The sequence below is a fragment of the Burkholderia metallica genome, assembly GCF_001718555.1.
In the GTDB taxonomy this organism is placed as follows: Bacteria; Pseudomonadota; Gammaproteobacteria; order Burkholderiales; family Burkholderiaceae; genus Burkholderia; species Burkholderia metallica.
Genome location: NZ_CP013403.1, coordinates 1,887,764 through 1,913,372, shown reverse-complemented (window position 1 = coordinate 1,913,372; position 25,609 = coordinate 1,887,764). Strand labels below are relative to the sequence as shown.

25 protein-coding genes and 1 pseudogene are annotated in these 25,609 nt (G+C 67.3%); 9 read left to right on the top strand and 17 right to left on the bottom strand.

Annotated features, from left to right (window positions below; all coding sequences use genetic code 11):
* Positions 1-185: 185 nt before the first annotated feature.
* Positions 186-1,700, top strand: coding sequence for a purine-cytosine permease family protein (locus WJ16_RS28190; RefSeq protein WP_236858340.1), 1,515 nt, complete (start codon positions 186-188; stop codon positions 1,698-1,700).
* 223 nt (positions 1,701-1,923) lie between these two features.
* Here WJ16_RS28190 and WJ16_RS28185 read toward each other — a convergent pair whose 3' ends face one another.
* Both WJ16_RS28185 and WJ16_RS28180 read right to left on the bottom strand, forming a co-directional pair.
* On the bottom strand, positions 1,924-2,679 hold the full coding sequence (locus WJ16_RS28185) for a glucose 1-dehydrogenase (protein ID WP_069260291.1): 756 nt from the start codon (positions 2,677-2,679) through the stop codon (positions 1,924-1,926).
* A 39-nt stretch (positions 2,680-2,718) separates the two neighbouring features.
* Positions 2,719-3,255 carry a VOC family protein gene (locus tag WJ16_RS28180; RefSeq protein WP_069261178.1) on the bottom strand — a complete coding sequence of 179 codons (537 nt, stop codon included), beginning with the start codon at positions 3,253-3,255 and terminating at the stop codon, positions 2,719-2,721.
* A 384-nt stretch (positions 3,256-3,639) separates the two neighbouring features.
* On the opposite strand from WJ16_RS28180, the pseudogene WJ16_RS28175 reads away from it, so the two are divergent.
* Positions 3,640-4,561, top strand: a pseudogene (locus tag WJ16_RS28175) (MFS transporter).
* A gap of 149 nt (positions 4,562-4,710) precedes the next feature.
* Here WJ16_RS28175 and WJ16_RS28170 read toward each other — a convergent pair.
* From WJ16_RS28170 to WJ16_RS28160, 3 genes are all read right to left on the bottom strand, one after another.
* Positions 4,711-6,336: an amidohydrolase gene (locus WJ16_RS28170; RefSeq protein WP_069260290.1), complete on the bottom strand. Its 1,626-nt coding sequence runs from the start codon at positions 6,334-6,336 to the stop codon at positions 4,711-4,713.
* Between the two features lie 407 nt (positions 6,337-6,743).
* On the bottom strand, positions 6,744-7,559 hold the full coding sequence (locus WJ16_RS28165; protein WP_069260289.1) for a helix-turn-helix transcriptional regulator: 816 nt from the start codon (positions 7,557-7,559) through the stop codon (positions 6,744-6,746).
* 234 nt (positions 7,560-7,793) lie between these two features.
* Positions 7,794-8,270 carry a nuclear transport factor 2 family protein gene (locus WJ16_RS28160; RefSeq protein ID WP_069260288.1) on the bottom strand — a complete coding sequence of 159 codons (477 nt, stop codon included), beginning with the start codon at positions 8,268-8,270 and terminating at the stop codon, positions 7,794-7,796.
* 253 nt (positions 8,271-8,523) lie between these two features.
* Here WJ16_RS28160 and WJ16_RS28155 point away from each other — a divergent pair, with 253 nt between their 5' ends.
* Complete coding sequence (locus WJ16_RS28155; RefSeq protein ID WP_069260287.1) at positions 8,524-8,910, top strand: winged helix-turn-helix transcriptional regulator; 387 nt, start codon at positions 8,524-8,526, stop codon at positions 8,908-8,910.
* A 493-nt stretch (positions 8,911-9,403) separates the two neighbouring features.
* Here the strand turns inward: WJ16_RS28155 and WJ16_RS33895 are convergent, their stop codons facing one another.
* Positions 9,404-9,775 carry a YXWGXW repeat-containing protein gene (locus WJ16_RS33895; protein ID WP_076606016.1) on the bottom strand — a complete coding sequence of 124 codons (372 nt, stop codon included), beginning with the start codon at positions 9,773-9,775 and terminating at the stop codon, positions 9,404-9,406.
* Between the two features lie 611 nt (positions 9,776-10,386).
* Between WJ16_RS33895 and WJ16_RS28150 the strand changes: the two genes are divergently transcribed.
* Positions 10,387-11,505 carry a porin gene (locus tag WJ16_RS28150; protein WP_069260286.1) on the top strand — a complete coding sequence of 373 codons (1,119 nt, stop codon included), beginning with the start codon at positions 10,387-10,389 and terminating at the stop codon, positions 11,503-11,505.
* A gap of 176 nt (positions 11,506-11,681) precedes the next feature.
* Here the strand turns inward: WJ16_RS28150 and WJ16_RS28145 are convergent, their stop codons facing one another.
* Complete coding sequence (locus WJ16_RS28145) at positions 11,682-12,080, bottom strand: GreA/GreB family elongation factor (protein ID WP_069260285.1); 399 nt, start codon at positions 12,078-12,080, stop codon at positions 11,682-11,684.
* A gap of 510 nt (positions 12,081-12,590) precedes the next feature.
* Here WJ16_RS28145 and WJ16_RS28140 point away from each other — a divergent pair.
* The gene (locus tag WJ16_RS28140; RefSeq protein ID WP_069260284.1) at positions 12,591-12,920 is read left to right on the top strand and encodes a DUF4148 domain-containing protein; all 330 of its coding nucleotides are present in this window, start codon (positions 12,591-12,593) and stop codon (positions 12,918-12,920) included.
* Positions 12,921-13,074: 154 nt separating this feature from the next.
* Here the strand turns inward: WJ16_RS28140 and WJ16_RS28135 are convergent, their stop codons facing one another.
* Entirely contained in the window at positions 13,075-13,536 is a 462-nt protein-coding gene (locus tag WJ16_RS28135; RefSeq protein ID WP_069260283.1) for a CBS domain-containing protein, read from the bottom strand.
* 177 nt (positions 13,537-13,713) lie between these two features.
* On the opposite strand from WJ16_RS28135, the gene ribA reads away from it, so the two are divergent.
* Together ribA and WJ16_RS28125 are read left to right on the top strand one after the other, a co-directional pair.
* Positions 13,714-14,364, top strand: a complete 651-nt coding sequence (gene ribA / locus WJ16_RS28130; protein ID WP_069260282.1) for a GTP cyclohydrolase II — start codon at positions 13,714-13,716, stop codon at positions 14,362-14,364.
* Positions 14,365-14,514: 150 nt separating this feature from the next.
* Positions 14,515-15,081 (top strand): GNAT family N-acetyltransferase, encoded by a 567-nt coding sequence (locus WJ16_RS28125; protein WP_069260281.1) that lies wholly within the window; start codon positions 14,515-14,517, stop codon positions 15,079-15,081.
* A gap of 21 nt (positions 15,082-15,102) precedes the next feature.
* Here WJ16_RS28125 and WJ16_RS28120 read toward each other — a convergent pair whose 3' ends face one another.
* Positions 15,103-15,489, bottom strand: a complete 387-nt coding sequence (locus WJ16_RS28120) for a VOC family protein (protein WP_021162343.1) — start codon at positions 15,487-15,489, stop codon at positions 15,103-15,105.
* Positions 15,490-15,783: 294 nt separating this feature from the next.
* On the opposite strand from WJ16_RS28120, the gene WJ16_RS28115 reads away from it, so the two are divergent.
* Positions 15,784-16,041: a hypothetical protein gene (locus WJ16_RS28115; protein WP_069260280.1), complete on the top strand. Its 258-nt coding sequence runs from the start codon at positions 15,784-15,786 to the stop codon at positions 16,039-16,041.
* Positions 16,042-16,233: 192 nt separating this feature from the next.
* On the opposite strand, the gene WJ16_RS28110 is transcribed toward WJ16_RS28115, so the two are convergent.
* From WJ16_RS28110 to WJ16_RS28100, 3 genes are all read right to left on the bottom strand, one after another.
* The gene (locus tag WJ16_RS28110; protein ID WP_069260279.1) at positions 16,234-16,998 is read right to left on the bottom strand and encodes a hypothetical protein; all 765 of its coding nucleotides are present in this window, start codon (positions 16,996-16,998) and stop codon (positions 16,234-16,236) included.
* Positions 16,999-17,049: 51 nt separating this feature from the next.
* Positions 17,050-17,658 carry an acyl-homoserine-lactone synthase gene (locus WJ16_RS28105; protein WP_069260278.1) on the bottom strand — a complete coding sequence of 203 codons (609 nt, stop codon included), beginning with the start codon at positions 17,656-17,658 and terminating at the stop codon, positions 17,050-17,052.
* Positions 17,659-17,867: 209 nt separating this feature from the next.
* Positions 17,868-18,311 (bottom strand): DUF4902 domain-containing protein, encoded by a 444-nt coding sequence (locus WJ16_RS28100; RefSeq protein ID WP_069260277.1) that lies wholly within the window; start codon positions 18,309-18,311, stop codon positions 17,868-17,870.
* Positions 18,312-18,384: 73 nt separating this feature from the next.
* On the opposite strand from WJ16_RS28100, the gene WJ16_RS28095 reads away from it, so the two are divergent.
* A complete protein-coding gene (locus tag WJ16_RS28095) occupies positions 18,385-19,104 on the top strand; it encodes an autoinducer binding domain-containing protein (RefSeq protein ID WP_069260276.1) in 720 nt (239 codons plus the stop codon).
* A 49-nt stretch (positions 19,105-19,153) separates the two neighbouring features.
* Here the strand turns inward: WJ16_RS28095 and WJ16_RS28090 are convergent, their stop codons facing one another.
* The 5 genes from WJ16_RS28090 to WJ16_RS28070 all read right to left on the bottom strand — a co-directional run bounded on the left by WJ16_RS28090 (position 19,154) and on the right by WJ16_RS28070 (position 25,050).
* Complete coding sequence (locus WJ16_RS28090; protein WP_069260275.1) at positions 19,154-19,861, bottom strand: MgtC/SapB family protein; 708 nt, start codon at positions 19,859-19,861, stop codon at positions 19,154-19,156.
* A gap of 304 nt (positions 19,862-20,165) precedes the next feature.
* Complete coding sequence (locus WJ16_RS28085; protein ID WP_069260274.1) at positions 20,166-21,710, bottom strand: TolC family protein; 1,545 nt, start codon at positions 21,708-21,710, stop codon at positions 20,166-20,168.
* Entirely contained in the window at positions 21,697-23,730 is a 2,034-nt protein-coding gene (locus WJ16_RS28080; protein WP_069260273.1) for an FUSC family protein, read from the bottom strand. Before WJ16_RS28080 ends, WJ16_RS28085 begins: the two co-directional genes overlap by 14 nt.
* Positions 23,711-24,760, bottom strand: coding sequence for a multidrug transporter subunit MdtN (gene mdtN, locus WJ16_RS28075; RefSeq protein WP_069260272.1), 1,050 nt, complete (start codon positions 24,758-24,760; stop codon positions 23,711-23,713). Before mdtN ends, WJ16_RS28080 begins: the two co-directional genes overlap by 20 nt.
* On the bottom strand, positions 24,757-25,050 hold the full coding sequence (locus WJ16_RS28070) for a hypothetical protein (RefSeq protein ID WP_069260271.1): 294 nt from the start codon (positions 25,048-25,050) through the stop codon (positions 24,757-24,759). Before WJ16_RS28070 ends, mdtN begins: the two co-directional genes overlap by 4 nt.
* Between the last annotated feature and the right edge of the window lie 559 nt (positions 25,051-25,609).

The window sequence follows — 25,609 nt, the reverse complement described above, 5'->3', positions numbered from 1 at the left end:
CGCACGGACGGCGCGGGCGCCGGCCGTCCGCCTGCCGGGAAACATCGTTCTCCTTCGTCGTAAACGTCTCGAATGCGTGATATTTGCGCCGCGCGATCCGGTTTAGAGTGGCCGCGAATCGATGACGATGTGTCGTATGGCCGCAGCCCCAGGCCGTACAGATGCACAGAAAAGCTGGAGACAAAATGAGTGAAGGCAGGATTACGCAGGTCGAGTCGTTCGGTTTCGAGCGCATTCCCGATGCATCGCGCTATGCGCGGCCGATCGATCTGTTCCGGTTGCTGTTCGGTGGCTGCAATACGTTTTCCACATCGGTGCTCGGCAGCTTTCCCGTGCTGGTCGGGCTGTCGTTCAAGGCCGGTGTCTGCGCGATCGTGCTCGGCGTGCTCGCCGGCACCTGCATCCTCGCGCCGATGAGCCTGTTCGGCCCGCGCAACGGCACGAGCGACCCCGTGTCGTCCGGCGCGCATTTCGGCATCCACGGCCGGATCGTCGGCTCGTTCCTCGCGCTGCTCACGTCGATCGCGTTCTTTTCGCTCGCGGTATGGAGCTCGGGCGATGCGCTTGTCGGCGGCGCGCACGACATGGTCGGCGTGCCGGTCAACGGGCTCACGCTCGGCGCGGCGTACATGGTGTTCGCGGTGCTCGTGCTGATCGTCTGCATCTACGGCTTTCGCTTCATGCTGTGGGTCAACAAGATCGCCGTGTGGGCCGCGAGCCTGCTGTTCGTCGCGGGCCTGTTCGCATTCGCCGGGCTGTTCGACATGCACTACGCCGGCACGGTGCAGCCGGGCAGCGCGGGCTTCTGGGCGGCGTTCGTCGGCGCGGTGCTGGTGGCGCTGAGCAACCCGGTGTCGTTCGCGTCGACGCTCGGCGACTGGGCCCGCTACATCCCGCAGCACACGCCGAAGCATCGCGTGATGGGCGCCGTGTTCGCCGCGCAGCTCGCGACCTTCGTGCCGTTCTTCTTCGGTCTCGCGACCGCGACGATCATCGCGACGAAGGCGCCCGCATTCATCGCGTCGAACGACTACGTGGGCGGCCTGCTCGCGATCTCGCCGCGCTGGTTCCTGTTGCCGATGTGCCTGATCGCGATCATCGGCGGGATGTCGACCGGCACCACCGCGCTATACGGCACCGGCCTCGACGTGTCGAGCATGTTCCCGCGCCTGCTGAACCGCGTGCGGGCGACGCTGCTGATCGGCACGATCGCGATCGCGTTCATCTTCGTCGGCCGCTTCTGGTTCAACCTCGTCGAAAGCGTCGCGACGTTCTCGACGCTGATCGATACGTTCAGCTGCCCGTGGATGGCGATCATGGTGATCGGCTACGTGACGCGGCGCGGCTACTATCTCGCCGACGACCTGCAGGTGTTCAACCGCGGCCTGCGCGGCGGCCACTACTGGTTCACACACGGCTGGAACGTGCGCGCGATGGGGGCGTGGCTGCCGGCCGCGTTCGTCGGGCTCGCGTTCGTGAACCTGCCGGGCCAGTTCGTCGGGCCGCTCGGCAATCTCGCGGGCGGGCTCGACCTGAGCGTGCCGGTATCGCTGGTGGGCGGCGGGCTGCTGTATTTCGTGCTGCTGACGCTGTATCCGGAACCGGACGGCGTGTACGGCCCGCACGGGCGGCGCTTCGTGCGCGGCGGCGGGCGGACGGCGCGCGGTGTCGGCGCTCCGGCGATCCAGCCGAAGGGGTAAGCGCGGCGCGTAGCGTGTCGCTGTGCGAATGACGATGCCGCCGCGCGGGAGAACTGTCGGCGGCATCGTCGTTTCCGGGCGGGTGATTGCGTGAATTGCACGCATTGCGTGAAGGGCGTGAAGGGCGAGACGGTACGTTTCTCGCGCCGCGTCGCACACGAAAACAAAAGCAAAAAAGAAAACGCCCGCCGGATCGGCGGGCGCGCGTCGGCGTGCAGCGGTGTCAGTGGAACGAACTGCCGGCGAGCATCCCGCCGTCGACGATGAATTCCGACCCGGTGCAATACGCGGATTCGTCGGACGCGAGGAACAGCACGAGGCTGGCCACTTCCTCGGGTTTGCCGATGCGCGCGATCGGCAGGCCGCTGTAGATCGACGACGGATCGAAATCCGCGAACTCGGGCGGGCGCGCCATCACGGTATCGATGCCGCCGGGGTGCACCGAGTTCACGCGAATCCCGTAGCGGCCGAATTCGAGCGCGGCGGCTTTCGTCATCCCGCGCACCGCGAACTTGCTCGACACGTACGCGCTGCCGCCCGCGACGCCTTCCATCCCCGCCGTCGACGACACGTTGACGATCGAGCCGCCGCCCGCCGCCTTCAGCGCGCCGAGCGCCGACTTCATGCCGAGCCAGCAGCCGACCTGGTTCACGTCGATCACCTTGCGATAGTCGTCGAGCGAACACGCTTCGATCGGCACCAGCTTCAGGATCGCCGCGTTGTTCACGAGGATGTCGAGCCGGCCGAAATGCGCGAGCGTCGCGTCGACGGCGGCCTGCCAGTCGGCCTCGCTCGTCACGTCGAGATGCTGGAAGCGCGCGGCGTCGCCGAGGTCGGCCGCGACGCGGCGGCCGGCGTCGTCGAGCACGTCGGCGATCACTACGCGTGCGCCTTCGGCGACGAACCGGCGCGCTTCCGCTTCGCCCTGGCCGCGGGCGCCGCCCGTGATCAGCGCTACCTTGCCTTCAAGTCGTTTCATGCTGCCTGCTCCTGTGAGTGAGGGGAAACGCGGGGCCGCTCACGCGGAAGCCCCCGCCGCGTCGATGATGCGAAGCGGGTCGGCGCCGTCCCATGCACGGGCTTCGGCGATGCCGTGCGCGATCATGTCGCGCATGCCGGCGCCTTCGATCACTTCGACACGCACGCCGGGATCGTCGGCGTCGTCGAGATACGCGACGCGGGTGGCCGCGTTGCGTGCGTCGAACACGACCCGCAGCCCGCGGGACGTGAGCCGCGCGAGCGCGGCATCGAGATCGTCGACGACCCACGCGACGTGATGCAGCCCGACGAGCGGCTGACCGTGCGCATCGCGATAGGGCGAAGGCATGTCGTTCGTCACGTGGATCAGTTCGATCTGCAGATCGCCGCGATACGCGAGCCCGACGTCCATCGTGACCGTCACCGGGTTGCCGAGATGATGGCCGTCGACGCGCACGTTGCGGAAGACGGTCCACGGGCCGACGTCGTGGCGTTCGCGCCAGCGCGCGATGCTGCGGTCGAGATCGGCGACCACGTAGCCGATCTGGTCGATGGGGCCGAGGACAGGGTCGTTCATGACGTCTCCGTGGCGCACGCGCATCTGCGTGCCGCGCGATGAATGACGGCCATGATCGCAACAAAGCGCGGGCGGCGTGCCATCCAAACGGACGAGTGCGTGCGCTTCGTTCCAGCGATGCAGGTGTGGAAAGCGGGAAGGAGAGGGCCCCGCCGGGCGGTCCGCGCGCTACCGCGCGTTCGGCCCCTTGACCGTCAGCCGGCACACGGCACGCAAGTGCGAGCAGGTTCGGGTCGCGCTCGCGTCCGCGCCGGCGGGCAATCGGCGCGGGCGGCGGCCAGGGTATCGGCCGCGCCGATAGTCAGCATCGCGGGCGGCGGCCTACCGCGGCGGCCAGCCGGTCGTTACGCTCGGGCGATCATCCACTCTGTCCGGAAGGTCGCCATGTCCCGGCTCGACTACACGTTGCTCGGCCCCTGCCTGCTCGCGATCGCGATCGACGCGATGGGTTTCGGGCTCGCCTATCCGATGATGTCCGCGATCTTCAGCGATCCGCACGCGGGCATCCTGCCGGCCGATGCCGGTGCGCACGCGCGCAATTTCTACCTCGGTCTCGGCTACGGAATCTATCCGTTCGCTGTTCGACTACGGCACACCGTTCGTGCTGGTCGCCGCGCTGTCGTTGATCTGCGCGTGCTGGACCTGGGTGTCGTACCGCGACTCGGCCGCGCCGCGCGGCGGCACGCGCATCGATCTGCTGCTGCCGCTGCGGATCATCGGCGAGGCCGCGCGCCAGCGCAACGTCGCGTTCCTGTCGGTCGTGTTCTTTCTGATGCAGGTCGGCTACGGGCTCTACCTGCAGACCATCATGCTGTTGCTGCAGACGAAATTCGGCTATACGAGCGCGCGGCTCGGGCTGTTCAGCGGCGTGATCGGCGTTTGCTTCGTGTTCGGGCTGCTGGTCGTCGTGCGGCTGATGCTGCGCGTGTGGCGTGTGATCGATATCGCGAAGACGGGCCTGCTCGTCGCCGGGCTGGGCCAGATCCTGTCCGCGCTGTTTCCGCACGAGCCGGTGCTGTGGGCGCTCGCGACCGTCGTCGGTTGCTTCGACATGGTGGCGTACACGACGATGTATACGGCTTTTTCCGATGCCGTCAGCGAGGACCGGCAGGGCTGGGCGCTCGGCGTCGCGGGTTCGGTGATGGCCGTTGCGTGGGTCGTCACGGGCGCGCTGACGAACCTGCTGCCCGCGCTCGGCGAGACCGGCCTGCTGATGATCGGCGGCGCGGCGTTCCTGCTCGGCTTCGTGATGATGACGGCATACGGCCGCACGCGGCCGGGTGCGCCGGCGGCTGCGCTGTCCTAGGCGGTCGCACGCGTTGGCCCGATCCTGTCGGACGTTGTCCCGCGCACCGCCGTCGCGTCGCGCCGCGCTGTCGGACACGTTCGGCGACGTGCTGACGACCGCGCAGGGGCCGGCGCTGCCCGTCGCCTGACGGCCGCGCGGTGCGTGCGTCAGTCGGCCCACCCCGGCGCGGCGTAGACGACTTCGCCGCGAAAGCACGTCTCGATCGCGCGGGTCTGCGCGAACGTCTCGACCGGGTGCGCGAACGGATTGCGGTCGAGGATCGCGAAGCTCGCGTCCTTGCCCGCTTCGAGCGAACCCGTGCAGTCGTCGAAGCGCAGCGCATACGCGGTGTTCACCGTATAGGCTTCGAGCATCGTGAGCAGGTCGAGGCGTTCGTGCGGATTCCACGGCGGGCTGTCGGGCTGGTCGATCAGCAGGTGCGTGACGCCCGTCTGGATGATCTGCATCGGGTCCATCGTGCTGACCGACCAGTCGGAGCCGGCTGCGAGCATCGCGCCCGCGTTGCGCAGGCTGCGGAACGGGTAGTTGCGCGCGGTGCGCTCGGCGCCGAGCAGGTCTCGATAGAGCTGTTGCTGCTCCTCGCGAGCGGCCGTCCACAGCGTCTGCACGCTGGCGATCGCGCCCAGCCGGTTGAAGCGGCTCATGTCGGCCGGATCGACGAGCTGCAGGTGCGCGAGCTGCGCGCGCCGGTCGCGCATGCCGTTGCGGATCTGCACGTATTCGAGCGCGTCGAGCGTCATGCGCACCGCGCGGTCGGCGAGCGTGTGGAAATGCAGGTCGAAGCCGGCCGTATCGGCGAGCAGGCAGATCTCGTTCAGCGCGTCCTGGCTCCACAGCGCGAGGCCGCAATCGTCGGTGCCCGCGTACGGCTCGAGCAGCGCGGCGGTTTTCGATTCGGGTACGCCGTCGACGAAGATCTTCACCGTATGCAGGCGCAGGTTGTCGCAAGCGTACTCGCGACGCCACCGGGCGAAGCGCTCGATCTGTTCGCGCGGATCGCGGCGCGGATTCGCATAGAGGCCCGCGCTCATGTACACCTTCAGCGTGCCCGAGCGCTGCGCGTCGGCATAAGCCTTGAGTTCGGCTTCCTCGACACGTGCGTCGAACCAGCCGGTGATGCCGTAGCCGTGCGCCATCCTGTGCGCCTTCGCGAGCGACTTCGGGTAGCCGGCCGGGCTCAGTTGCGGAATGAGCGGGCAGACGCGGTAGAACGCTGCTTCGTGCACGACGCCGTCGGGTGCGCCGGACGCATCGCGTCCGTACACGCCGCCGGCCGGGTCGGGCGTGTCGGCGCGGATGCCGGCCGCTTCGAGCCCCTTCGTGTTGAGGCAGCCGCTGTGCACGTCGAAACCGACCACGAGCAGCGGCCGGTCGGGGACGATCCGGTCGAGCAGTTCGCGGGTCGGATACGCGCCGAACGCGGCCAGGTTCGCGCCGCCGAGATAGACCCACGGTTCGTTCGGCGTCGCGTCGGCGCACGCGCGGATGCGCTGCAGGATCGCATCGGGATCGTTGATGCCGGACAGGTCGAAGTCGCCGAGGATCTGGTGGCCTTCGAGCGGGTGCACGTGGCCGTCGATGAGGCCCGGCAGCATCAGCCTGCCGGCCAGGTCGACGATGCGCGTCGCGGGGCCGGCCAGCGGACGGATCTCGTCGTCGCGGCCGACGGCGGCGATCTTGCCGTCCCGGGTGGCGAGCGCCTGGGCGAAGCGGCGCTGCGCGTCGCCGGTGTAAAGCAGGCCGTTCAGATAGATGGTGTCGGCGTGTTGCATGTGTCTCCTCCGGATGGGGCGGTACGACGGGCGCACGTGTCCGGCGGGCGGCCCGTGTGGGTCGTCCGGTCGTGTGAACCCGGTTGGTTGGAACGGGGTGAGGGGCGGCTAGGTGCCGGTGCTGCGCGGCAGCCGCGACGATGCGCGATGGCGAAGGCCGGCTGCGGCCGGAGCGTCATGCCGATCGCGCCGCCGGGGCTGACCTGGCGGATCGATGGTCGACGCGCGCGCGGCCGTGCGGGCCGGCGTCCATGCGGTATTCGGCATTCCGTGTCTCCTGGCGTCCGACGCTTTCCTGTCGTCGGGTGAGTCAGATACTAGGAGTGGGGCGGCCGGCTGTCTGTCATCGTTTTGAGGACAACGCGCGACAAAGGCAGTGGGGGCGTACGGCGAGGTGGGGGCGCCGCCTAGTGACCGTGATCTTGCGGCGCTTCGTCTTCGGTCACGCACCACGCGAACAGCCCGGCCCGGTTCGCCACGCCGAGTTTTGCGAGCGCACGCCCGAGATAGGTGCGCACGCTGCTCGGCTTGAGCGCGAGCGTGTCGGCGATCTGCGGGATGGGCCGACCTTGCAGTACCGCGCGGCACACGAGCCGTTCGCGCTGCGACAGCGCCGCGCCGCTGGCCGACAAGCGCTGTTCGAACCGTTGCAGCAGCGCGCCGTCGTCCGAGCGCGGCGTCAGGCGCGCGAGCCGCGCATGCTGGATCAGCAGCGGCAGCACGAAATCGCCGAGCTGCCGCAGCAGCGCCAGCTCGGCCAGCGTATAGGACGGCTGGCCGCGCCGGCGGAACAGCGAAAACGCGTAGACGTAGTCGCGCTCGCTGCCGAGCAGCGTACAGTCTTCGCCGAGGTCGCCGAGCGCGAACTGGCGGCCGTATTCGGTCGCCGTGTCGACTTCTTCATTGCACGAGAACACGAGCTGCGAATCGGTGGCGCGTTCGATATGCGGGAGCAGCGTGTCGGTGCGCCACTCGCCCTGCGTATACAGATCGAGCGCGTGGCGCGTGCCGTCGGGATCGTCGCCGCCCGCGAAGAACAGCACGTCGACGCTGTCGACCGATTGCGACGGCGCATCGCGGCGGTAGCGCGTCGCGACGCTGTAATGGGACTGCGGATCGACGGTTTCGCGCAGCCACGCCCAAAGCCGGGCGGGAAACTGCGGACTGCCGAGGCTGGCGACCAGGTCGCCGGCGTTGCTGAGGGAAATATGGGCGGGGCTCATCGTTGACACCGTCTTCGCGAACGGCCGCCCGTGCCGGCCGTGCTTCGCGTGCGACGGTGCGCCGGCGGCGAGGCGCTCGGCGGTGCGGTCATGCGGGACGGAGGCCGGCGCGGCGGCGAAGCCCGATTGTAGGGGACTTCGCCGCCGCGGGGCATTCGCACTTGCCCGGCAGGCGGCCGATCGTTCGTCGACGGGCGGCGCGTATCGTCGCGCACCGCATGGCGGCCTCGCGCGTCAGAACATCGTGTTTGCGTTCGCGGACGTTTCGGGCACCGGCTGGATCACGTCCCAGTGTTCGACGATCTTGCCGTTCTTCACGCGGAAGATGTCGACGACGGCTTCGCCGCGGTCGCCGGGGCGCTCGGTTGCATGCACGTGCAGATAGACGAGATCGCCGTCGGTTGCGCTGCGCACGATGCGCGCGCGCGATGCCGGGTTCTTCTGGAACGCGCCGACGAAATACGACACGAATGGCTGCTTGCCGTCCGGCACCTGCGGATTGTGCTGTTTGTAGTCGTCCGCGACGACGGCGGCGGCCTCGAGCGCTTCGTGCTTGTTGAAGAAGCGGTCGTAGAACGTCAGCACGAGCTGGCGGTTGGCTTCCTCGGCGGCCAGGTCGCGCGTGGTCGGGCCGGCGGCCAGCGCGGCCGTCGACGCGGCCAGCAGGACGAGCGCGGCAACGGCGCTAACGGGAGAGCGGAGCGATGACATGCAGCGGGTTCCTTGTCTGACGAAGCGTGGGTGGGCGCGCGATGCGCGATGGCGGATCGCGCCGTGAGTGTCGTCACGATACGGACAGCGCGAGGCCGCGCGGTGTCGTCATGCTTCGTTGAACTGGCGAATCCGCGCGGCTGTCGGGTCGAGCGAATGGTACAGTTGCCGCGAACCCGTCACAAGAAGTCAGCGCGGTGTGAACAGGTCACACCGCGCTGACCGTGCATTGCCGTTGAAAGAGAATCCAGTCATGCCGTTCCCGTCCGCAGATGAACCCGTCGAACTCGATCAGCCGTGCCCGATCCGCGATGTGCTCGACCGCATCGGCGACCAGTGGAGCCTGCTGGTGCTCGAAGCGCTGGCAGGCGGAACGATGCGCTTCAACGAACTCGGCCGCGCGATCGGCGACGTATCGAATCAGATGCTGTCGCGTACGCTGAAGCGGCTCGAACAGGACGGCTTCGTCAGTCGTGCGCTGTTCGCCGAAGTGCCGCCGCGCGTCGAATATGCGCTGACCGACCTCGGACGTTCGTTCCTGACGCCGATGCACGCGATGATCCGGTGGGCCGACGAACATCATCGCGCGATCTGCGCGGCGCGACGTCGTGCCCGGGCGCTGGAGAGCGATGGGCGCTAGGCAGCGCGCAGGCGTGCTGTGCTGTCGATGGGTGTCGTGTTGCCGCGCGAATGCGATGCGATGCGACGGGACGGGGGGGCAACTGCATGAGCATCGTTATCGCATGAATGCGTTGTCCGAATGATTGCGCGCGTGTGAGCGCGGTAGCCGATGCTCACGTTCCGTTCGTCCCGAATGTGACGACGTATTGTGGCGCGAAGCTCAAGGGGCACGCGCCGGGGTGACCGAATTGCGGTCTTCCACCGCAACGTGCGCGTCAGGTGCGGGATGATCCGGACGTGACGGGAAGGCATGCGGTTTATCGGCGAGCATGCCGACGGTTGATGTTGCGTGACCAATGCCTCCGAAGGAGTACGAGCGCGGGCATCGGAGCGGGGGGAGACAGGATTCGCGGGAGCGCCCGCCGGGCATCGCGATCCCGGGGCCGAACGGCGCGGGTTCGCCCGCGCCGCCCGGTTCCGGGCCTGCCATCGGCCGGGTGGCGGGTGCCTGCCTATCGCCACGTACCGTCGACGTAGATCCACACCCGTCCCTGGCGTCGCCAGTAGCCGGGCACCCACCGGCGCCCCGGGCGCCGCGCGACCCAGCGACCGGGCACCCATATATAGCGGCCACCCTGCCAGCGCCAGTAGCCGTCCGTCCATATATAGCCGTGCGGCCGGGGCGGCGGCGGACGGCGGTCGTGCCGGGCGGCCGGCGGCCCGAAGCCCGGACGGTCCGCATAGGGTGGTCGGCCGGGCGGGCGGTTCGGGCCGGGCGGCCGATACCCGGGCGGCGCGGGCTGGGCCGAGGCGGCCCGCAGCCAGCCGGTGCCGGCGAGGGCGACGGTCAGTCCGATGGCGCGCAACAACGAGCGTCGATTCATGGCGTGTCCTGTTCTGTATGCGAGGCTGCCTTACATTAGCCTGCCGGTTCGCCAGTCGGGTTACGCGAGCGGTTAAGGCTGTTACCGCGTGTCACGGCAGGCGAGCGGGCCGCCGAGGGGCGGAGACCGGCCTCCCTGTTTCAGCGACCGGCGGCGATGCATGGCTCGCGGCGCGCGGGTCGCATGCTGTTTATCGGCCGTCGGACGCGGTTTAGCCGCTCGGCGCCCGAATTTGGGACTAAACTAGGTAAAAGTTGCCGACTCTTGGGGTGCCGATTCGAATCCGTTTGTTGTTTCTATGCAACCGTCAAGACGATGACATGAAAGAATGGTGCGATGAGAGGGTCCAAAAAGACCCCGTCAAGAAGTCAAAAACAAACGTTAAAACAAATACTTATAACACTTCCCCATTTTCATTATTTCTAGTTCTGGAAAAGCTTATTTCTTTATTTGCGGATCGCTCCCCTAGGGTACACCCCTAAACTCACGGTTCCCAAACGGGCAACTATCCGGGCGCCGCCAGCAGGACCGATGGCGCTCCCAGGCGGTTGCAGACCGTTTATGAACAAGGTCGCGAGACCTGCCTCTTTTTATAGAAGGGAGCTCCACGAATGAACAAGACTCTGATCGTTGCAGCAGCTGCAGCATCGTTCGCTACCGTCGCTCACGCGCAAAGCAGCGTCACGCTGTACGGCGTGCTGGACGCAGGCATCACCTACACGAGCAACGTCCAACCGGCACTGGGCCAAGCTGGCAAGTCGCGCTGGGCGATGGGTTCGGGCATTGACCAGAGCCGTTTCGGCCTGCGTGGCTCGGAAGACCTGGGTGGCGGCCTGAAGGCAATCTTCACGTTGGAAAGCGGCTTCGGCATCGGTGACGGCAAGCTGGGCAACAACGGCGGCATGTTCAACCGCCAAGCTTTCGTCGGCCTGTCGAGCCAGTACGGCACGGTCACGCTGGGTAAGCAATATGACGCAACGCAAGACTTCCTGGCGCCGCTGACGGCAACGGGCTCGTGGGGCGGCACGTACTTCGCGCACCCGCTGAACCTGGACCGCCTGAGCACGACCGGCGACGTCGCATCGAACAACACGATCAAGTACACGAGCGCTAACTACGCTGGCCTGCAATTCGGCGGTACGTACTCGTTCTCGAACAACACGAACTTCGGCAACAACCGTGCATACAGCGCGGGCGTGGCATACCAGTTCCAAGGCCTGAAGCTCGCAGGTGCATACTCGCAAGCTAACCTGGGTGACGGTACGAACGGTAGCGGCGCAACGTCGTCGGCAATCGGTGGTCTGGCTAGCCAAGGCCGTGTCCGCACGTACGGTGCTGCTGCTGGCTACGCATTCGGCCCGGCACAAGTCGGCGCTGCATGGACGCAAGCGCGTCTGGACAACAATGCAGTCGGTGTTGGCACGCTGCGCACTGACAACTACGAAGTCAACGCAAAGTACAACCTGACGCCGGCTCTCGGCCTGGGTGCTGCTTACACGTACACGAACGCGAAGATCAACAACGGCAGCACGCACTGGAACCAGTTCGGTCTGCAAGCTGACTACGCACTGTCGAAGCGCACGGACGTCTACGCACAAGCTGTGTACCAGCGTGCAGCGAAGAACGGCATCGGCGCATCGATCTACAACGGCAACAGCTTCAACGACAACCTGCCGAGCTCGTCGATCAACCAAACCGCAGCAACGGTTGGTCTGCGTCACCGCTTCTAAGCGTGACGGCGGGGTAACCCGCATCGCAGCATCGAAAAAGGCGCCTTCGGGCGCCTTTTTTTTCGCCTGCGGAATGCGAGGCCGGCGATTCGTCGCGTCCGGATGCAAAAAAGCGAGGCCGGTGCCTCGCTTTCTTCTTGGTGCGGCGCTACGGTGCGGTGCCGCCGGCAGGCGGCTCAGCGCGTGTATTCGCCGTTCGCTTCCGGCTGGAACACGATCGCGGCGACCTTCATCAGCTTTTCGGCGCCGCTCGGCTGCATCACCTTGACCATCTGGCCGCGCTGAGTGCCCAACAGGGCCATGCCGACGGGCGAGAACACGTTCAGGCGGCCCAGTTCGAGATTGGCGGCATCCGGATAAACGATCGTCCAGGTTGCCTGTTCCTGGGTCGCTTCGTCGAGCAGCGTGATCTGCGAATTCATCGTGACGACGTTCGCCTTGATCGCATCGGGCTGGACGATGTCGGCGCGTTCGAGCAGCGTATCGAGCACCGTCTGGAAGCGCGGGTTGTGTTCGGCGTGCTTCTCGAGGCGAGCAACGTCGAGTTCGGTCAACTGGTAAAGGCGTTGTTTCATGGAAGTTCTCCAAATGATCGGCAAGGGGCAGGCGTGGCGTGCCTTTGAGGATCGCCCGGAGCCTGTCTGACCTGGCTCCGGGAGGAGACCGAGCCGTCAGATCAGGCGCCGGGCAGGGGCGAGCGGCGCCTGGGCCGTGCGTCGAGCGAGGGGATGCGCCGGCTGGCCGGCGCGCGCACGCACGCCGGCCGGGCCGGACAGCGAAACCGAGAGGGGCGTGAGCGCGTACATGGATGGAATATCGACTGGCGAATAAAACCTTACGATTCTACAACACAACCTTGGGAATATGTGATTTGGCTGTCGGCGTTTCGTCAGCGATTGTTGTGCTGGCGGTGCAAGTGGCAGCGACATCATCCAGAAAAGGCGCCCGATTTTTGTCAAAATCGCAACGCTGTATGTTCAAACTAAGGGTTTCCCCTTGGGGTGGCGCGAACTACACTGCATTCAATCGCTTCAGACATTCCTGCCGAGGCGACGCCATAAGAGAACATATTCCGGAGGTCAATCATGAAGTCGATCATCTACGCAGCCATCGCCGCATCCGTCCTTGCCGCCCCGATCGCATCGTTTGCGCAGTCCGAGCAAGGGCTCACGCGCGACCAGGTCAAGTCCGAACTCGTGCAGCTCGAACAGAACGGCTACAAGCCGCTGGCGAGCGATTCGCAGTATCCGGACAACGTCCAGGCTGCCGAACGACGCATCCAGCCGAACCAGCCGATGCTCGCGCAGGCCGATACGAGCGGCTACGGTGCCGTGGCGACGGGTGCCGGCCAGGCCGGCCGCCGCATGACGCGCGAAGCACCGAATCCCGTGAACTCGGTCTACTTCGGCAACTGAACGTCCCCGGGTCTGCCCGAGCGCACCGCTTGAACGACGAGACGCGCGCCAGTCGCGCGCGTCATACGCCCGCAGGAGCAGAACCTCCGTCGTCGCATTCCGGCGACTTTCCGCCCAGACGCTCGCGCGTTTGGGCCTTTTTTGCTGGGGCCGGTCAGGCGGACGTGACCGCGGGCGTGCCGTGGATATAGTGTTCGAGCTGACTGATCGTGAACTGCTGATCGGCGATCACGCTCTTGACGAGGTCGCCGATCGAGATGAGGCCGACCAGCTTGCCGCCATCGAGGACGGGCAGGTGGCGCATCCGGTGTTCGGTCATCAGCGCCATGCACTCGTCGGTGGATTGCGACGGTTCGACGTAGCGTACCTTCGCCGTCATGATTTCCTCGACGCGGGTGGCCTTCGACGAGCGATCCTGCAGGACGACCTTGCGCGCGTAGTCGCGCTCGGTGACGATGCCTGCGATGTCGTCGCCGTCCACGACCAGCAGCGCGCCGATGCCTTTTTCCGCCATCAGCTTGATGGCGTCGTAGACGAAATCGGTCTTCTTGACGGTGTAGATGGTGCGGCCCGAATCCGGCTTGGCCTTGAGAAGCTGCGCGACAGTCGTGCTCATTCGCTTTCTCCGTGTGCAGTTCGATACTGGGCAGGCAGGGCGCGATGCGTGTCACCCGACGAGCCCAGTATAGCCGCGCAGGCGGCGGCAGTCGCGTGACGATTCCAGATTAGCGGTAAACTCCCGTCACGCACTATCCACACAATTCCTACATTCCAGAACGTTTCGATTGAATTCATGATGTCTTCGCGTCCCCAATCGCCCACGCCGGGCAATGGCCAGGCCGACGAGTGCGTGACGCTCGTCGCCACCGCGTCGCTGCCCACGCGCTACGGTACGTTCACGTCTTACGCTTTTCGCGTATCGGGCAGCGATGCCGAACATCTTGCGCTCGTGATGGGCGACGTCGCCGGCGAGCAGTCCGTGCTGACGCGGCTGCATTCCGAATGCCTGACCGGAGACGTGTTCGGCTCCTACCGCTGCGACTGCGGCGAGCAGCTCGATCTTGCATTGCGCTACATCGCGGCCGAAGACCGCGGCGTGCTGCTGTATCTGCGCGGCCATGAAGGGCGCGGGATCGGCCTGAGCAACAAGATCCGCGCGTACGCGCTGCAGGAGCAGGGGCGCGACACCGTCGAGGCGAACCTCGATCTCGGCCTGCCCGATGATGCCCGCGAATACGACTCGGCCGCTGCGATTCTTCGCATCCTCGGCGTGACGTCGGTGCGGCTGATGAGCAACAATCCGGCGAAGTTCGACACGCTCGCGAAGCACGGCATTCCGGTGTGTGAGCGCGTGGCGCTCGCGGTGCCCGTGCGCGAGGAAAACGAGCGTTATATCCGTACGAAGCAGACGAAATTTGGGCATTACTTCGAGGAAAACGAGTAACTGCCGCGGGCGCGTCGGCGCCCGTTTTCCGTTATCGGTTCAAGGGATCGTCGCCGGCAGCAGCGACGATCTCGATTTCCCCTCCATCCGTTCCGCCTTCGGGTTCGTGACGCAGCTCGCGTCTCGCCACCTGAACGGTCCGTCTCCCCCATGCCCACCCCCTCGAAGCTCGAAACCGAACGTCTGACGCTGCGCCGTTGGCGGCCGGCGGATGCGGGCGCGCTGTCGGCGATGCATGCCGATCCGGATGTGACCGCGTGGCTCGCGCGCGGTCCGATGTCCGTTGACGAGGCGAGCGACGTCATCGCCCGTTTCGATACGCATTTCGATGCCCACGGTTTCGGCCCATGGGCGGTCGAGCGCCGTGCCGACGCGACGGTAATCGGGGTGTGCGGACTGTCGAGCGAAGTACGTGCGACTCACCCGATGGCACCGTGCGTCGAGATCATGTGGCGGCTGGCGCGCCACGCATGGGGGCAAGGCTATGTTGCCGAAGCAGCCGCCGCCGCGTTGGCCGACGGGTTCGACCGGCTCGGGCTCGGCGAGATCTTTGCGTGGACGGCCGACATCAACCTTCGATCGCAACATGTGATGGAGCGGCTCGGCATGCAGCGTCAGCCGGCGCGCGATTTCGACCATCCTGCGTTGTCGGAAGGGCACGCGCTGCGCCGGCACGTCGTGTATGTGGCCCGCGCCGCCGGCACGACCGGCGTGTAACAGTTCGCACGAATTTGCGCGTCAGCGCCACGTACCGTTCTGCAGCACGATCCGGTAGCCGTCGGCATCCTCGAAAGTCTGGCCGGATATTTCCCAATACGGATTGAACGACGTGACGGGCATGAATCCATGCGCGGTGGCGCGCGCGCAGGCGGCTTCCCATTCCGGCCGATCGGGCAGGTAGAACACGATCAGGTCTTCCGGTGTCGGCGACGGCGCGATCGGATGGTCGGGGCAGTGCGTGAATTCGAAGTGATAATCGAGGCCGTCGCGTCCGAGCATCACGCCCGAAAAGCCGTCGTGATCTTCAAAGCGCGCAAGGACGGACAAGTCGAGGGCGTCGCGATACATGCGCTCGGTTCGGGCGAGGTTGCTGACCGGGCGGGCAATGCGCAGATGGGCGTGCAAGATGGCCTCGGGGTGAGTGGCGGGCCGGTCAATGATAAGCCGGCCGGTCCGGATTGCGCGATGCGAACGGATCGCGTCGCGGCGCATGCTCGTCGTATCGAACGACAGAGGCGCATTTCGGCCAAACGAACCAAACGTCGAATCTCGTATCGCGAAAGAAAAACATGACACTACCGATCAAATGCGCGCACCCCGTTGCGGCAGAGGCTTGTTCGAACACCTGTCGAAGTCAGGCCTTCATCTCGGCTTGTCGACCGACGGGCAGAGGTGCCCATCCCAAACGGGAGGCCGCGAATGGGTAAGCCCGATCTGCGTCGGCCGGTTGCCGGCCCTTATCGTCAGTCGCGATGGGCGGCCGTGCTCGAAGTTGTCTTTGGATGGGTGGCCAAGGGGACGATGGTGTCGCTCGGACTCGGCGTGGCCGCATTGGCGGTATTGACGGGCGACGTGAGTGCGCTGACGGACCTGCCGACAACGAAAAAGGGCTGGCTGTATTTGCTGCTGGCTGTGGTCGTGGCGGTCGCGCTGATATTCGCGGTGCATCACTACTAGTTGCGGCCGGCGGGCTAGGCGGGGCGAAAGAGGATGTGTCCCCGTAATTTGCGCAGACAAGAAAAAAGCCCGCTTCATTGAGCGGGCTGAATCCATGTTTGGAGACATGGAGGAGACAGACGTAAATTTAAGGGAAAACCCGAGGCATGGCAAGCCCTAGTTGCATCGATACAACCATCTGTTGCGCTGCGTTCACATGCCGCCGGCGCGCGCGTGTGCCGCAAACGCGCTGAACCGCTCCTGCGCGACCGGCAACGCGTACTTGTCGCGCATTTCCGTCTCGATCCACGCGCAGGCCTCGCGCGCGCAGTCGGTCAGCGCGTGCCGCGTGGCGTGCCCGTCGATGTCGTACACGAAGCGCACGCCGACTTCATCGTCGGCGACCTGTCGCTCGAGCTGGTTGAGCTGCAGTTGCGGCCCGTGCTGCTGCGACAGCGCGCGCAATTCGTCGAAGTGATATTCGAGCCAGTCGGCAAAGAACAGCGCGTCGCTGTGGCACGGCAGCCGGAAGGCCGCGCTGCGCGACGGGCGCGGCGCGGCTTCGCCGGTCGATGCGTGCGGTTCACCGTCGGTGGCGATGGACGTTTCGACGGGCGCAAGCGGGTGCCGAAGCCGGCGGTACGGTTCGCGATCGCGCAACGCATGCCACAGCAATTCGTCGCTGGCGGCACCGGACGGCTGCATCGTCAGATCATGCCGGCCTTCGCCGACCGGGGCGACGTCGCGGATCACGAGGCGCAGCGAGCAGAGCGGCTCGTCCGCGACCAGCAGTGTCGCAGCACGCGGCAGCCCGCAGACGAGCGGCGCGGCGCCGGCGGCCCGGAACACGAGGCCGCGACGGTCGAGCCGCACGAGCGGCAGCGGCCGGGGAAACGACGGGTAGGCGACCGCGATGCGGGCGCCGTTGGCGCTCGTCAATCCGGGCATCATCGCGCGAAAGACCTGGGACTGGTCCACGTTGATTCTCCTTCGTTACGATGCCGCCCGGGCAGAAACGCGTGTTCCGGCTCAGGCGGCGATGGCTTGCCGGGCAGCGTGCCCCGGCGCGATTCCTAGTGCAGCAAACGTTTGCGGATCGATGTCGATCCAGCACGCGACCACCAGACGTCCGTCCACCTGCTTCGGCGGGCCTGCGCGGTGCGCGTGGATGCCGATCCGGCGGAACAGCCGCTCCATGCTCGCGAACGTCACGCCGATCAGCTGCCGCGCGCCGAGCTGCGCCGCGCATTCGACGACGGCTGCGAGCATCGGGCGCACGGCCCATTCGGCGTTGCCCGGGCCGCCTTCGTCGTCGGTTGCCGCGAACCGGGACAGCTCCCAGACGGCAGCCGACTGCGGCAGCGGCATGTCTTCGGCGATCAGATCGGCGAACAGCGACTTCAGCAGATACGGGCGCGTCGTCGGCAGCAGGCGCGCACATCCGCACATGTCGCCGCCGGCGTTTCGCGCGAACACGTACACGGTATCGTCGCGATCGAACTGATCGCGCTCGAAACTTTCGTTTGCCGACGGGAGTGCCCAACCCAGCTGCTCGACGAACACGCGGCGCCGGTAGCGCCCGAGATCCGCCGCAAGTTCGTGTGGCAACCGCCCTTCCTCGTGAACGAAGGTCCGCATGGTGTCCTCGGATCTGTGCTTTTGTATGCACGCATTACATCGCGGGGCACGAGGGGGCTGTAACTGGTAACTCTTACAGGGTGACGCGGGAATGACGCCGATCAGGACGTGGTAACGGTTTCTTGATCAACGGGATTGAAAACCGTGGCGCTTTTGCTTATAAAGAGCCCCAGCATCACGGAAATCGTCAGAGGAATGCGCGCCAGTTGTCACTGGAGCGTCGGACCGGCATGATAGGCGTCGTTGTGCCCGAGCAGGGCCGCCGCGACCGCAGCCGGCCAGTCGATGCACGCAAGCCGCGCGGCGAGCGCGGCGGCCGTGCGGAACATGCCGATGTCGGTGCCCGTGGCGTCGACGGCCATCACGTTGCTGCGGACGTCGCCGCCCGCGATCACGAACGTGCCCGTCGCGCGTTCGAGATACCAGTCCCAGCCGATCGTCACGTAAGCGACGCCGGCACTGGCCGGGCGATGCCATTCGGTATAGCCGGCGAGCCGGGCGTCGATCGCGCTGTCGCGCAGTTCCGCGAGCAGCGATGCGTCGAGGCCGCTCGCGACATGGTCGAGCGCAAGCACGGCCAGCGTGCCTTCTGACAGGCGTACGTAGCCGTCCGGGGACGGGCCGGAGACCGGGTGCAGCAAAGGTGAAGTCATGCGCGGAATGTATCAGCCTCGAACGGGTGCTGGAACCTGACAAGTATGACAGCGTGACGTTGTCGGAGAATGAATGGAACTGCGCTGGCAGGATGCCTATCAACAATTCAGCGCCGCGGAAGACGAGCAGCAGCTCTTCCAGCGGATCGCTGCCTATTCCAAGCGGCTCGGATTCGAATACTGCTGTTACGGCATTCGCGTTCCGCTGCCCGTCTCGAAGCCGGCGGTCGCGATCTTCAATACCTATCCGGACGGTTGGATGGCGCACTACCAGGCGCAGAACTACATCGACATCGACTCGACGGTTCGCGACGGCGCGCTCAGCACCAACATGATCGTCTGGCCGGACGTCGACCGGATCGAGCCGTGCCCGCTGTGGCAGGACGCGCGTGATTTCGGGCTGTCGGTGGGGGTCGCGCAGTCGAGCTGGGCCGCGCGCGGGGCGTTCGGTCTGCTGAGCATCGCACGCCATGCCGATCCGCTGACGCCGGCAGAAATCAACATGCTGACGCTTCAGACGAACTGGCTCGCGAACCTGTCGCACTCGCTGATGAGCCGCTTCATGGTGCCGAAGCTGTCGCCGGCGGCGGGCGTCACGCTGACCGCGCGCGAGCGCGAGGTGCTGTGCTGGACCGCCGAGGGCAAGACCGCCTGCGAAATCGGCCAGATCCTCAGCATCTCGGAACGGACGGTCAACTTCCACGTCAACAACATCCTCGAGAAACTGGGCGCGACGAACAAGGTCCAGGCGGTCGTCAAGGCCATCTCGGCCGGACTGATCGAGACGCCCTGACCCGCAGACGGGCGGCCCGCAGTGCGACACGCGGCGGCCGCCCGGGCGCTCACTCCATCATCGGCTCCGCTTCCTTCGCGGTCCAGCTCACGCTGGAAATGCTCTTCTCCATGCTCATCCGGCTGGCGATCTGCTCGAGCTTCTGCTGATCCTTCGGATGCAGCTTCAGCGTCGCCGTGACCTTCAGCCGGTCCGGCTGGTCGGGCACGTCCTCGCTCGTCAGGCTCTGGAACGACAGCGGCTTCGCATACATCGCGTTCGACAGCAGCGTGCGGATGTGCACTTCGTCGGCGGCCAGGCAGATCACGGTGATCTGGTATTCGCGCACGAGGTCGGCATTCGATACCGGCGTCGCGTTGATCGTCTGGCTGACACCGCGCAGCACCGTGTTGGTGAGCAGCACGACGCCCGTGCCGGCGAGCGCGGGCACGTAATGGCCGGAGCCGGCCAGCACGCCGACGGCGGCCGAGCACCACAGCGTCGCGGCGGTGTTGATGCCCTGGATCGAGCCCTTGTCGCGCATGATCACGCCGCCGCCGAGAAAGCCGACGCCCGACACGACGTACGCGGCGATCTGCGTGACGCCCGCGACGCCGTTGCCGGTCAGCACGCCGAGCGTGACGAACAGGCATGCGCCGCTCGCGACGAGCGTGATGGTGCGCAGGCCGGCCGTGCGCTGGCGCATCTGGCGCTCGAGGCCGATGGCGACGCCGCAGGCGAACGCGGTGAAAAGACGGAGTGCGAAATCGAAAGTCATGGGTGTCCTGCCGTGAAGGCGCGCGTGCCGTTTCGCGCGGCCGCGGCGCGATGCCGAAGACGACGCGAAGATAGCCGTCATCGCGCGGTACTGTACCGCGCGTATGCGTCATTCAGTGTGAAACGGGAGGCGAGCGGCTCGCGGAACGCGAGCCGGGCAGGAGAACTGCGTCGGACAGGCGTTCAGGCGGCAAGCGGCGCACGCAACGGAGTGCTGCAACTGTCCACGATGGTTCCTGAAGGAAGAATGGGCGGCATTCTAGTGGGCGGCGAGCGCATGCGTCAACCGCCTCGCGGCGGTCGCGCTACTGCGTCGAGCCGATCGTCCCCGTCGCCAGCGCGAGCGCGGCAGCGGCCGACAGCGCACCGGCATAGCTGTCGACCTCCGCGTTGCGGGCGGCGAGCAGCTGGCTTTGCGCGATCGTCGCATCGGTGACCGAACCGACGCCGTTGCGGTACGCGGTCAGCGCCGCGTCGTAGCTCGTCTGCGCGGCATCGACGAGCGCCTTCGCGGCATCGTGCGATGCGAGGCTCGTCTGCACCGCGTTCTGCGCGGCGACGACCTGGCGGACGGCTTCCTCCTTGGTCCGCGTGAGTCGCGCGGAGGCGCTTTGCGCATCGTTGCGCGCCTGCATCAACACGGCCGAGCGCAGGCCGCCGTCGTACAGCGGAATCGTCACGCCGAGAAACACGCCGCCGCCGTAGCGGCTGCCGTTCAGGTTGACGGTCGGCGCCTGGTCGCCGATCGCCGGCAGCGCGGAGATGGACGTGCCGCCGCTCGCGTACGACGTCGACGCGGACAGGAAGATCTTCGGCATGAACGCGGCTTCCGCGGCCTTGATCTTCGCGCGGTTGGCTTTTTCGAGCGCGAACGCGCCCTGGAGGTCGGGGCGGCGCGCGATCGCGTCCGCCACGATCGCGTCGACCGACGCGCCGAGCGCGGGCGGCAGCGGCCGCTTCGGCGGCGCGGCGATGGTCGGCTTCGACAGCGGCGAAATGCCGAGCGCGGACACGAGGGCGAGGTAGCTGTCGCTCTCCGCGCCGCTCGCCTGCACGAGCGCGAGGTTGGCCTGCGCGCGATTCTGCGTCGCCTGCGCGAGCTCGACGACCGTGCCGACACCATGCTTGAGCCGCGCGCGGGAGGCCGCGAGGATCGCGTCCGCGTTCGCGAGGCCCTGCTGCGCGCTGAGCGCGCGTGAGCGTGCCGCGTCGTAGCGGTAGTACGCGACGGTCACGTCGTGGATCACCTGCTGATGCACGGCCGTGAACGCGACGTTCGACGCGATCGACGCCTGTTCGGCCGCTTCGACGCGCGCCGCGCGGCCGCCGAAATCGAACAGCAGCCATTGCAGCGACAGTGCCGAGATGGTGCCGTGCACGGTGGAGTCGCTCGACGATTCGCCGAGGATCGACGACGTCGAGCCGTGGTTTGCCTGGTAGCCGCCCATCGCCGTCGCGGACAACCTCGGCAGATAGGCGGCCTTGGCCAGCCCGACCGCGAGCGCCGCGTTGCGGGCGTCGTTCCATGCGATGCGGGTCAGCGGGTTCGCCGATTCGGCGAGATCGATCAGCTCCGGCAGCGTGTACGCGTGTGCGGCATCGAGGGCGGCCGGCGGCGAGACCGACGCCAGCGCGGGCGACGCGGGCAGCGTGTAGTCGTGCGGACCTTGCGCGGACGCGTGCGGCGGGCCCGGCACGATGTCGCCTGCAGCCGACGTTTGCGGCTGCCACGGGCGATCGGGCGCCTCCGGCGCCAGATCGATCGACGACGTCGCGCAACCGGCCAGCGCGACGGCGGTCGCGAGGGCGGCGGCGGCGATCGACGCGGCCGGCGGTTCAGGTACGCGCATGGGGGGCAGGCTCCTTCGGTGTGGCTTGACGGGCGGCGTCGGCGATGCGCGCGAGCCGCGTGTCGATCAGGTTCAGCAGTGCGTCGCGCGCAGGGTCGGCGGGCGTGCCGCCCGGCGGCGGGGCCGATGGCGCGGCGGATTGCGCCGGGGCGGTTGTGTCGTCGCGCGGTTCGGTCACGCGGGCGAGTTGCGCGTCGAGCGCCGCGTCGCCGGGCTTGCGTTCGGCGAGCAGGAACAGCGGGCCTTCGAGCGCGCCGAGTTCCGCGAGCGCGCGCCGTCGCGTGGCGAGCCACGTGGCAGCCGGGCGCACCCACGACGGTTCGTAGTGGACCAGCCCGAGCTCCTGCGCGAGCGCGCCGTGACGGGCGAACGCTTCAGCGGCGAGCGCGCGTCGTTCGGCCGGCTGCGCGACTTGCACGAGGCGCCGCCACTGGTCGATCAGCGCCGCGAGACCGACGTCGATCTGCTTGCCGATGCTGACGGGCCAGATGCGCGTGAACACGAGATACACGACGACGTTGCCGAGCAGGATGCCGATCGTGCGATCGCGCGCGATCGTCAGGTCGAAGCCGGGGCCGGCGCCCTGGATCACGCACAGGAAAAACGCGAATGCGATCTGGAAGCCGGCGTACGCGATGCGCGGCGAGCCGAACGCGACCCACGCGGCGAGCCATGCCCCGGCGAACACGAGCGCCATCAGGTCGCCGACCGACGACAGCGACGGCACGACGAATACGAGTGCCGCCGTGCCGAGCAGCGCGCCGACGATGCAGCCGAAGATCCGCAGCGTGAGCTTCTCGACCGTTTCGGCCGTCGAGCCGAGCGACACGATGTAGCAGGTGACGACGCAGGTATGGATGCCCGACCAGTCGAGCTGCGAATACAGCAGGTAGCAGAAGATCGCCGCGGCGGTCGTCTTCAGCGCGTAGCGGATGTGGTCGGGGTTGGTGCGCGCGTCGGGCAGGAAGAAGCCGCCGCGCGGTGCGGGCGAGGGGACGGGGGCGTTTGACGAAGCCGTCGAAGCCGTCGAAGCGACATCGGTCGTGGCGGCCGGCTCCGCGAAACGCGTGATCGCCGCCTGAAGATCCGTCGCGGCGACACGCGCGAGCGGCGGCAGCGTTTCGATCGGCGGCAGCGCGAGCGTCACGTCGACCGGGTAGCCGCCCTGGTCGAGAATGTCGGCCATCTCGTCGAGCGTCGCCGCGATCGGGGCGGCGTATGCGTCGGGCAATCGGGCGCCCGGTTCGCGATCGGCCAGCGCGACGCCGACCAGCAGCGCGGTGCTCGACGCCACGGCCTGCCGCAACGCCACGAAGTCGGCGGCGGACGACGAGCCTTCGAGTTTCGACAGCTTGAGCCATGTGAGCAACTGCTTGTCGCCTTCGTGCAGGCTGGCGTCGAACGCGTCGCGCGCCGCCTCGTCGCCGCGCAGCCGCTGCGCGGCGAGCCGCAGGCGCTTCGCGAGCTGCGCGTGCGCGAGCTTGCGCGGCGACGGCGCGATCAGCAGGTTGACGACGATCGCGACGCCGACCGGAATCGCGATCGTCAGCCAGATGTACAGCAGCGCGCGCGTCGCGGCTTCGCCGAACGGCGCGAGGCCGAGCTGGTCGAGCCCGAAGCCGACGATCATCGCGAGGATCGCGCCGACCGGGCGCAGCTTGCTGGCCGACGTCAGGTAGAGAAGGCCGACCGACAGCACGGCCATGCATGCGACCCGCAGAATCGAATAGTCGATGCTGAAGATCGCGATGCCGAGCACGAGCCCGATCACGATCGTGACGATCAGCAGCAGCGCGGCCGCGAGCACGACGCTCGTCACGCGGTCGGCACGGATCATGAAGAACACCACGTATGCGGACAGCGCGGCTTCGGGCGTGCCGTAGGCGGCCGTCACGAACGCGGTCAGCGCGCAGATCAGCGCGACCCGCACGGCAATCGACGTGCGTCCCGGAAACGGCGCGAGCAGTCGCAGGACTTCGCGCAGGCCCGGCGCGCGAACCTCAGCGGCAGGCAGTGCCATGCCGGACCTCGACGATCGCGCTGGCGCCGACGCGCACGAGCCGGGCGTCGGGTTCGTCGAGCTTCACGCGCACGGGGAAGCGCTGCGCGACGTGCACCCAGTTCACCGAGTTCTGCACGATCGGCAGCGAGCGCGGCAGGTTGATGCGGGCGCTGTCGGCGATGCCCGCGCCGATACCGACGACCTTGCCCGTCAGCGGGCGGCTGCGGTCGATCATCGAATAGACGGTCGCGCAGTCGCCGACCTCGATGCGGCTCAGCGACGTCTCGCGGAAGTTGCCGACGGCGAACCATTCGCGCGCGTCGATCAGCGTGAAGATCGACTGGTTCGGCGCCAGCGTTTCGCCGGCGAGTACGGTCAGGCCCGTGACGAGGCCGTCGTGCGGCGCGCGCACGACGGTGTCTTCGAGCGCATGCTGCGCGCGGGCCAGCGCGGCCTCGCGCGCGTGCAGCGTCGCGATCGCGTCGGCTTCGTCGCCGATCGTCTGCGCGGACGCGCGCTGCTGTTCCTGGGCCTGCGCGAGCGACACGGCCGCGTCGCGCTGGCGGACCTTCGCCTGGTCGAACTGCTGCGCGCTGACGTAGCCCTGCGCGGCGAGCGGGGCGAGGCGGTTCACGTCGCGCGTCGCGAGGTCGTGGTTCTGCGTCGCGCGCTTGACCTGCTCGGCGGCAACCGTCGCGTTCGAGCGCTCGCCGATCAGCGAACGGCGGCGCGTGTCGAGCGATGCGCGCGCGAGCTCGAGGTCGGCCTGCGCCTGCGCAACCGTCAGCCGGTACGGCACCGGATCGATCACGTACAGCAGGTCGCCCTTCGCGACGCGCTGGTTTTCATGCACGGCGAGCTGCACGATGCGGCCGCCGACCGGCGACGCGACGTGCACGACGTCCGCATCGATCGACGCGTCGTCGGTGGACGGGTAGGCCGTCGTGCGGTGGTACGCGTACGCGAGCGCCGCGATGCCGAGCGCGACGATCGCCAGCGCGATCACGCGGCCTTTGACGGACGGGCGGGCGGTTCCGGCGGCCTTCATGCGAACGGCCCCGTGCCGGTGAGCCACACGATCACGGCGACCACGAGCCCGATCGCGGTGCAGACGGCAAGCTGGTAGGGTACCGTGGCGGCCCAGCCGGTCGCGACGAACACGCGGTGCGCGACGATCGCGCCGACGACGCCGACGATCGCACTGACGAGCCAAAGCGGGAAATACGCGCCGAACAGGACGTACGACGGTGCGCCGCGCGATGCGCAGCCCGCGAGCGGCAGGGCGGGCGCAAGGACGGCGGCGACGCGCAAGGGCGCGCGCGGCATTGTTTTTCTCATGGTGTGACGAGCTCGACGTTGGGGGTGGATGCCGGGCGCGGCGCAATGCGGATCGTCGCCGCGACGACGATTCCGAGATACGGAGCCGATAATAAAGCAGCGCGATGCGGACCGCCAGCCGCCCGTTTCGCGCATCGTGGGCGCGTTGCCGGTTGGGGGCGCGTCCGCACGCCCGGCATCGTGGTTCGACCGCCGAAGCCGGATCGTCGCGATTCTGCCAGTGCCGGCTCGCGTAGGGTTGCTAACGGACTGTAAAGAATCGTCAGACGAACGCAGGATGACTCGATTTGCCGTGTCGGCGGCGCGGAATCGTTGCGGAAGCGGCAGATTGCCGTTCGAACGGGCGGGAATCGGGGGGGAAGCGTTGATCGCGCCTACTGCGGGCAGACCGATGAAGTCGCGATCGAAGCCGCTTTGGTTGGCCACAATGAAGGTGGTGCGATCAAGCCCGCGTCGGTCGTCCGACGAAACCGCGGTCCAAACCGCTCCGGGCATCTCGACGAAACCCCGAGCAAGCGTTGCGATGCACGGTGTCGAAGCCCGACCGGCGAACGGTCGT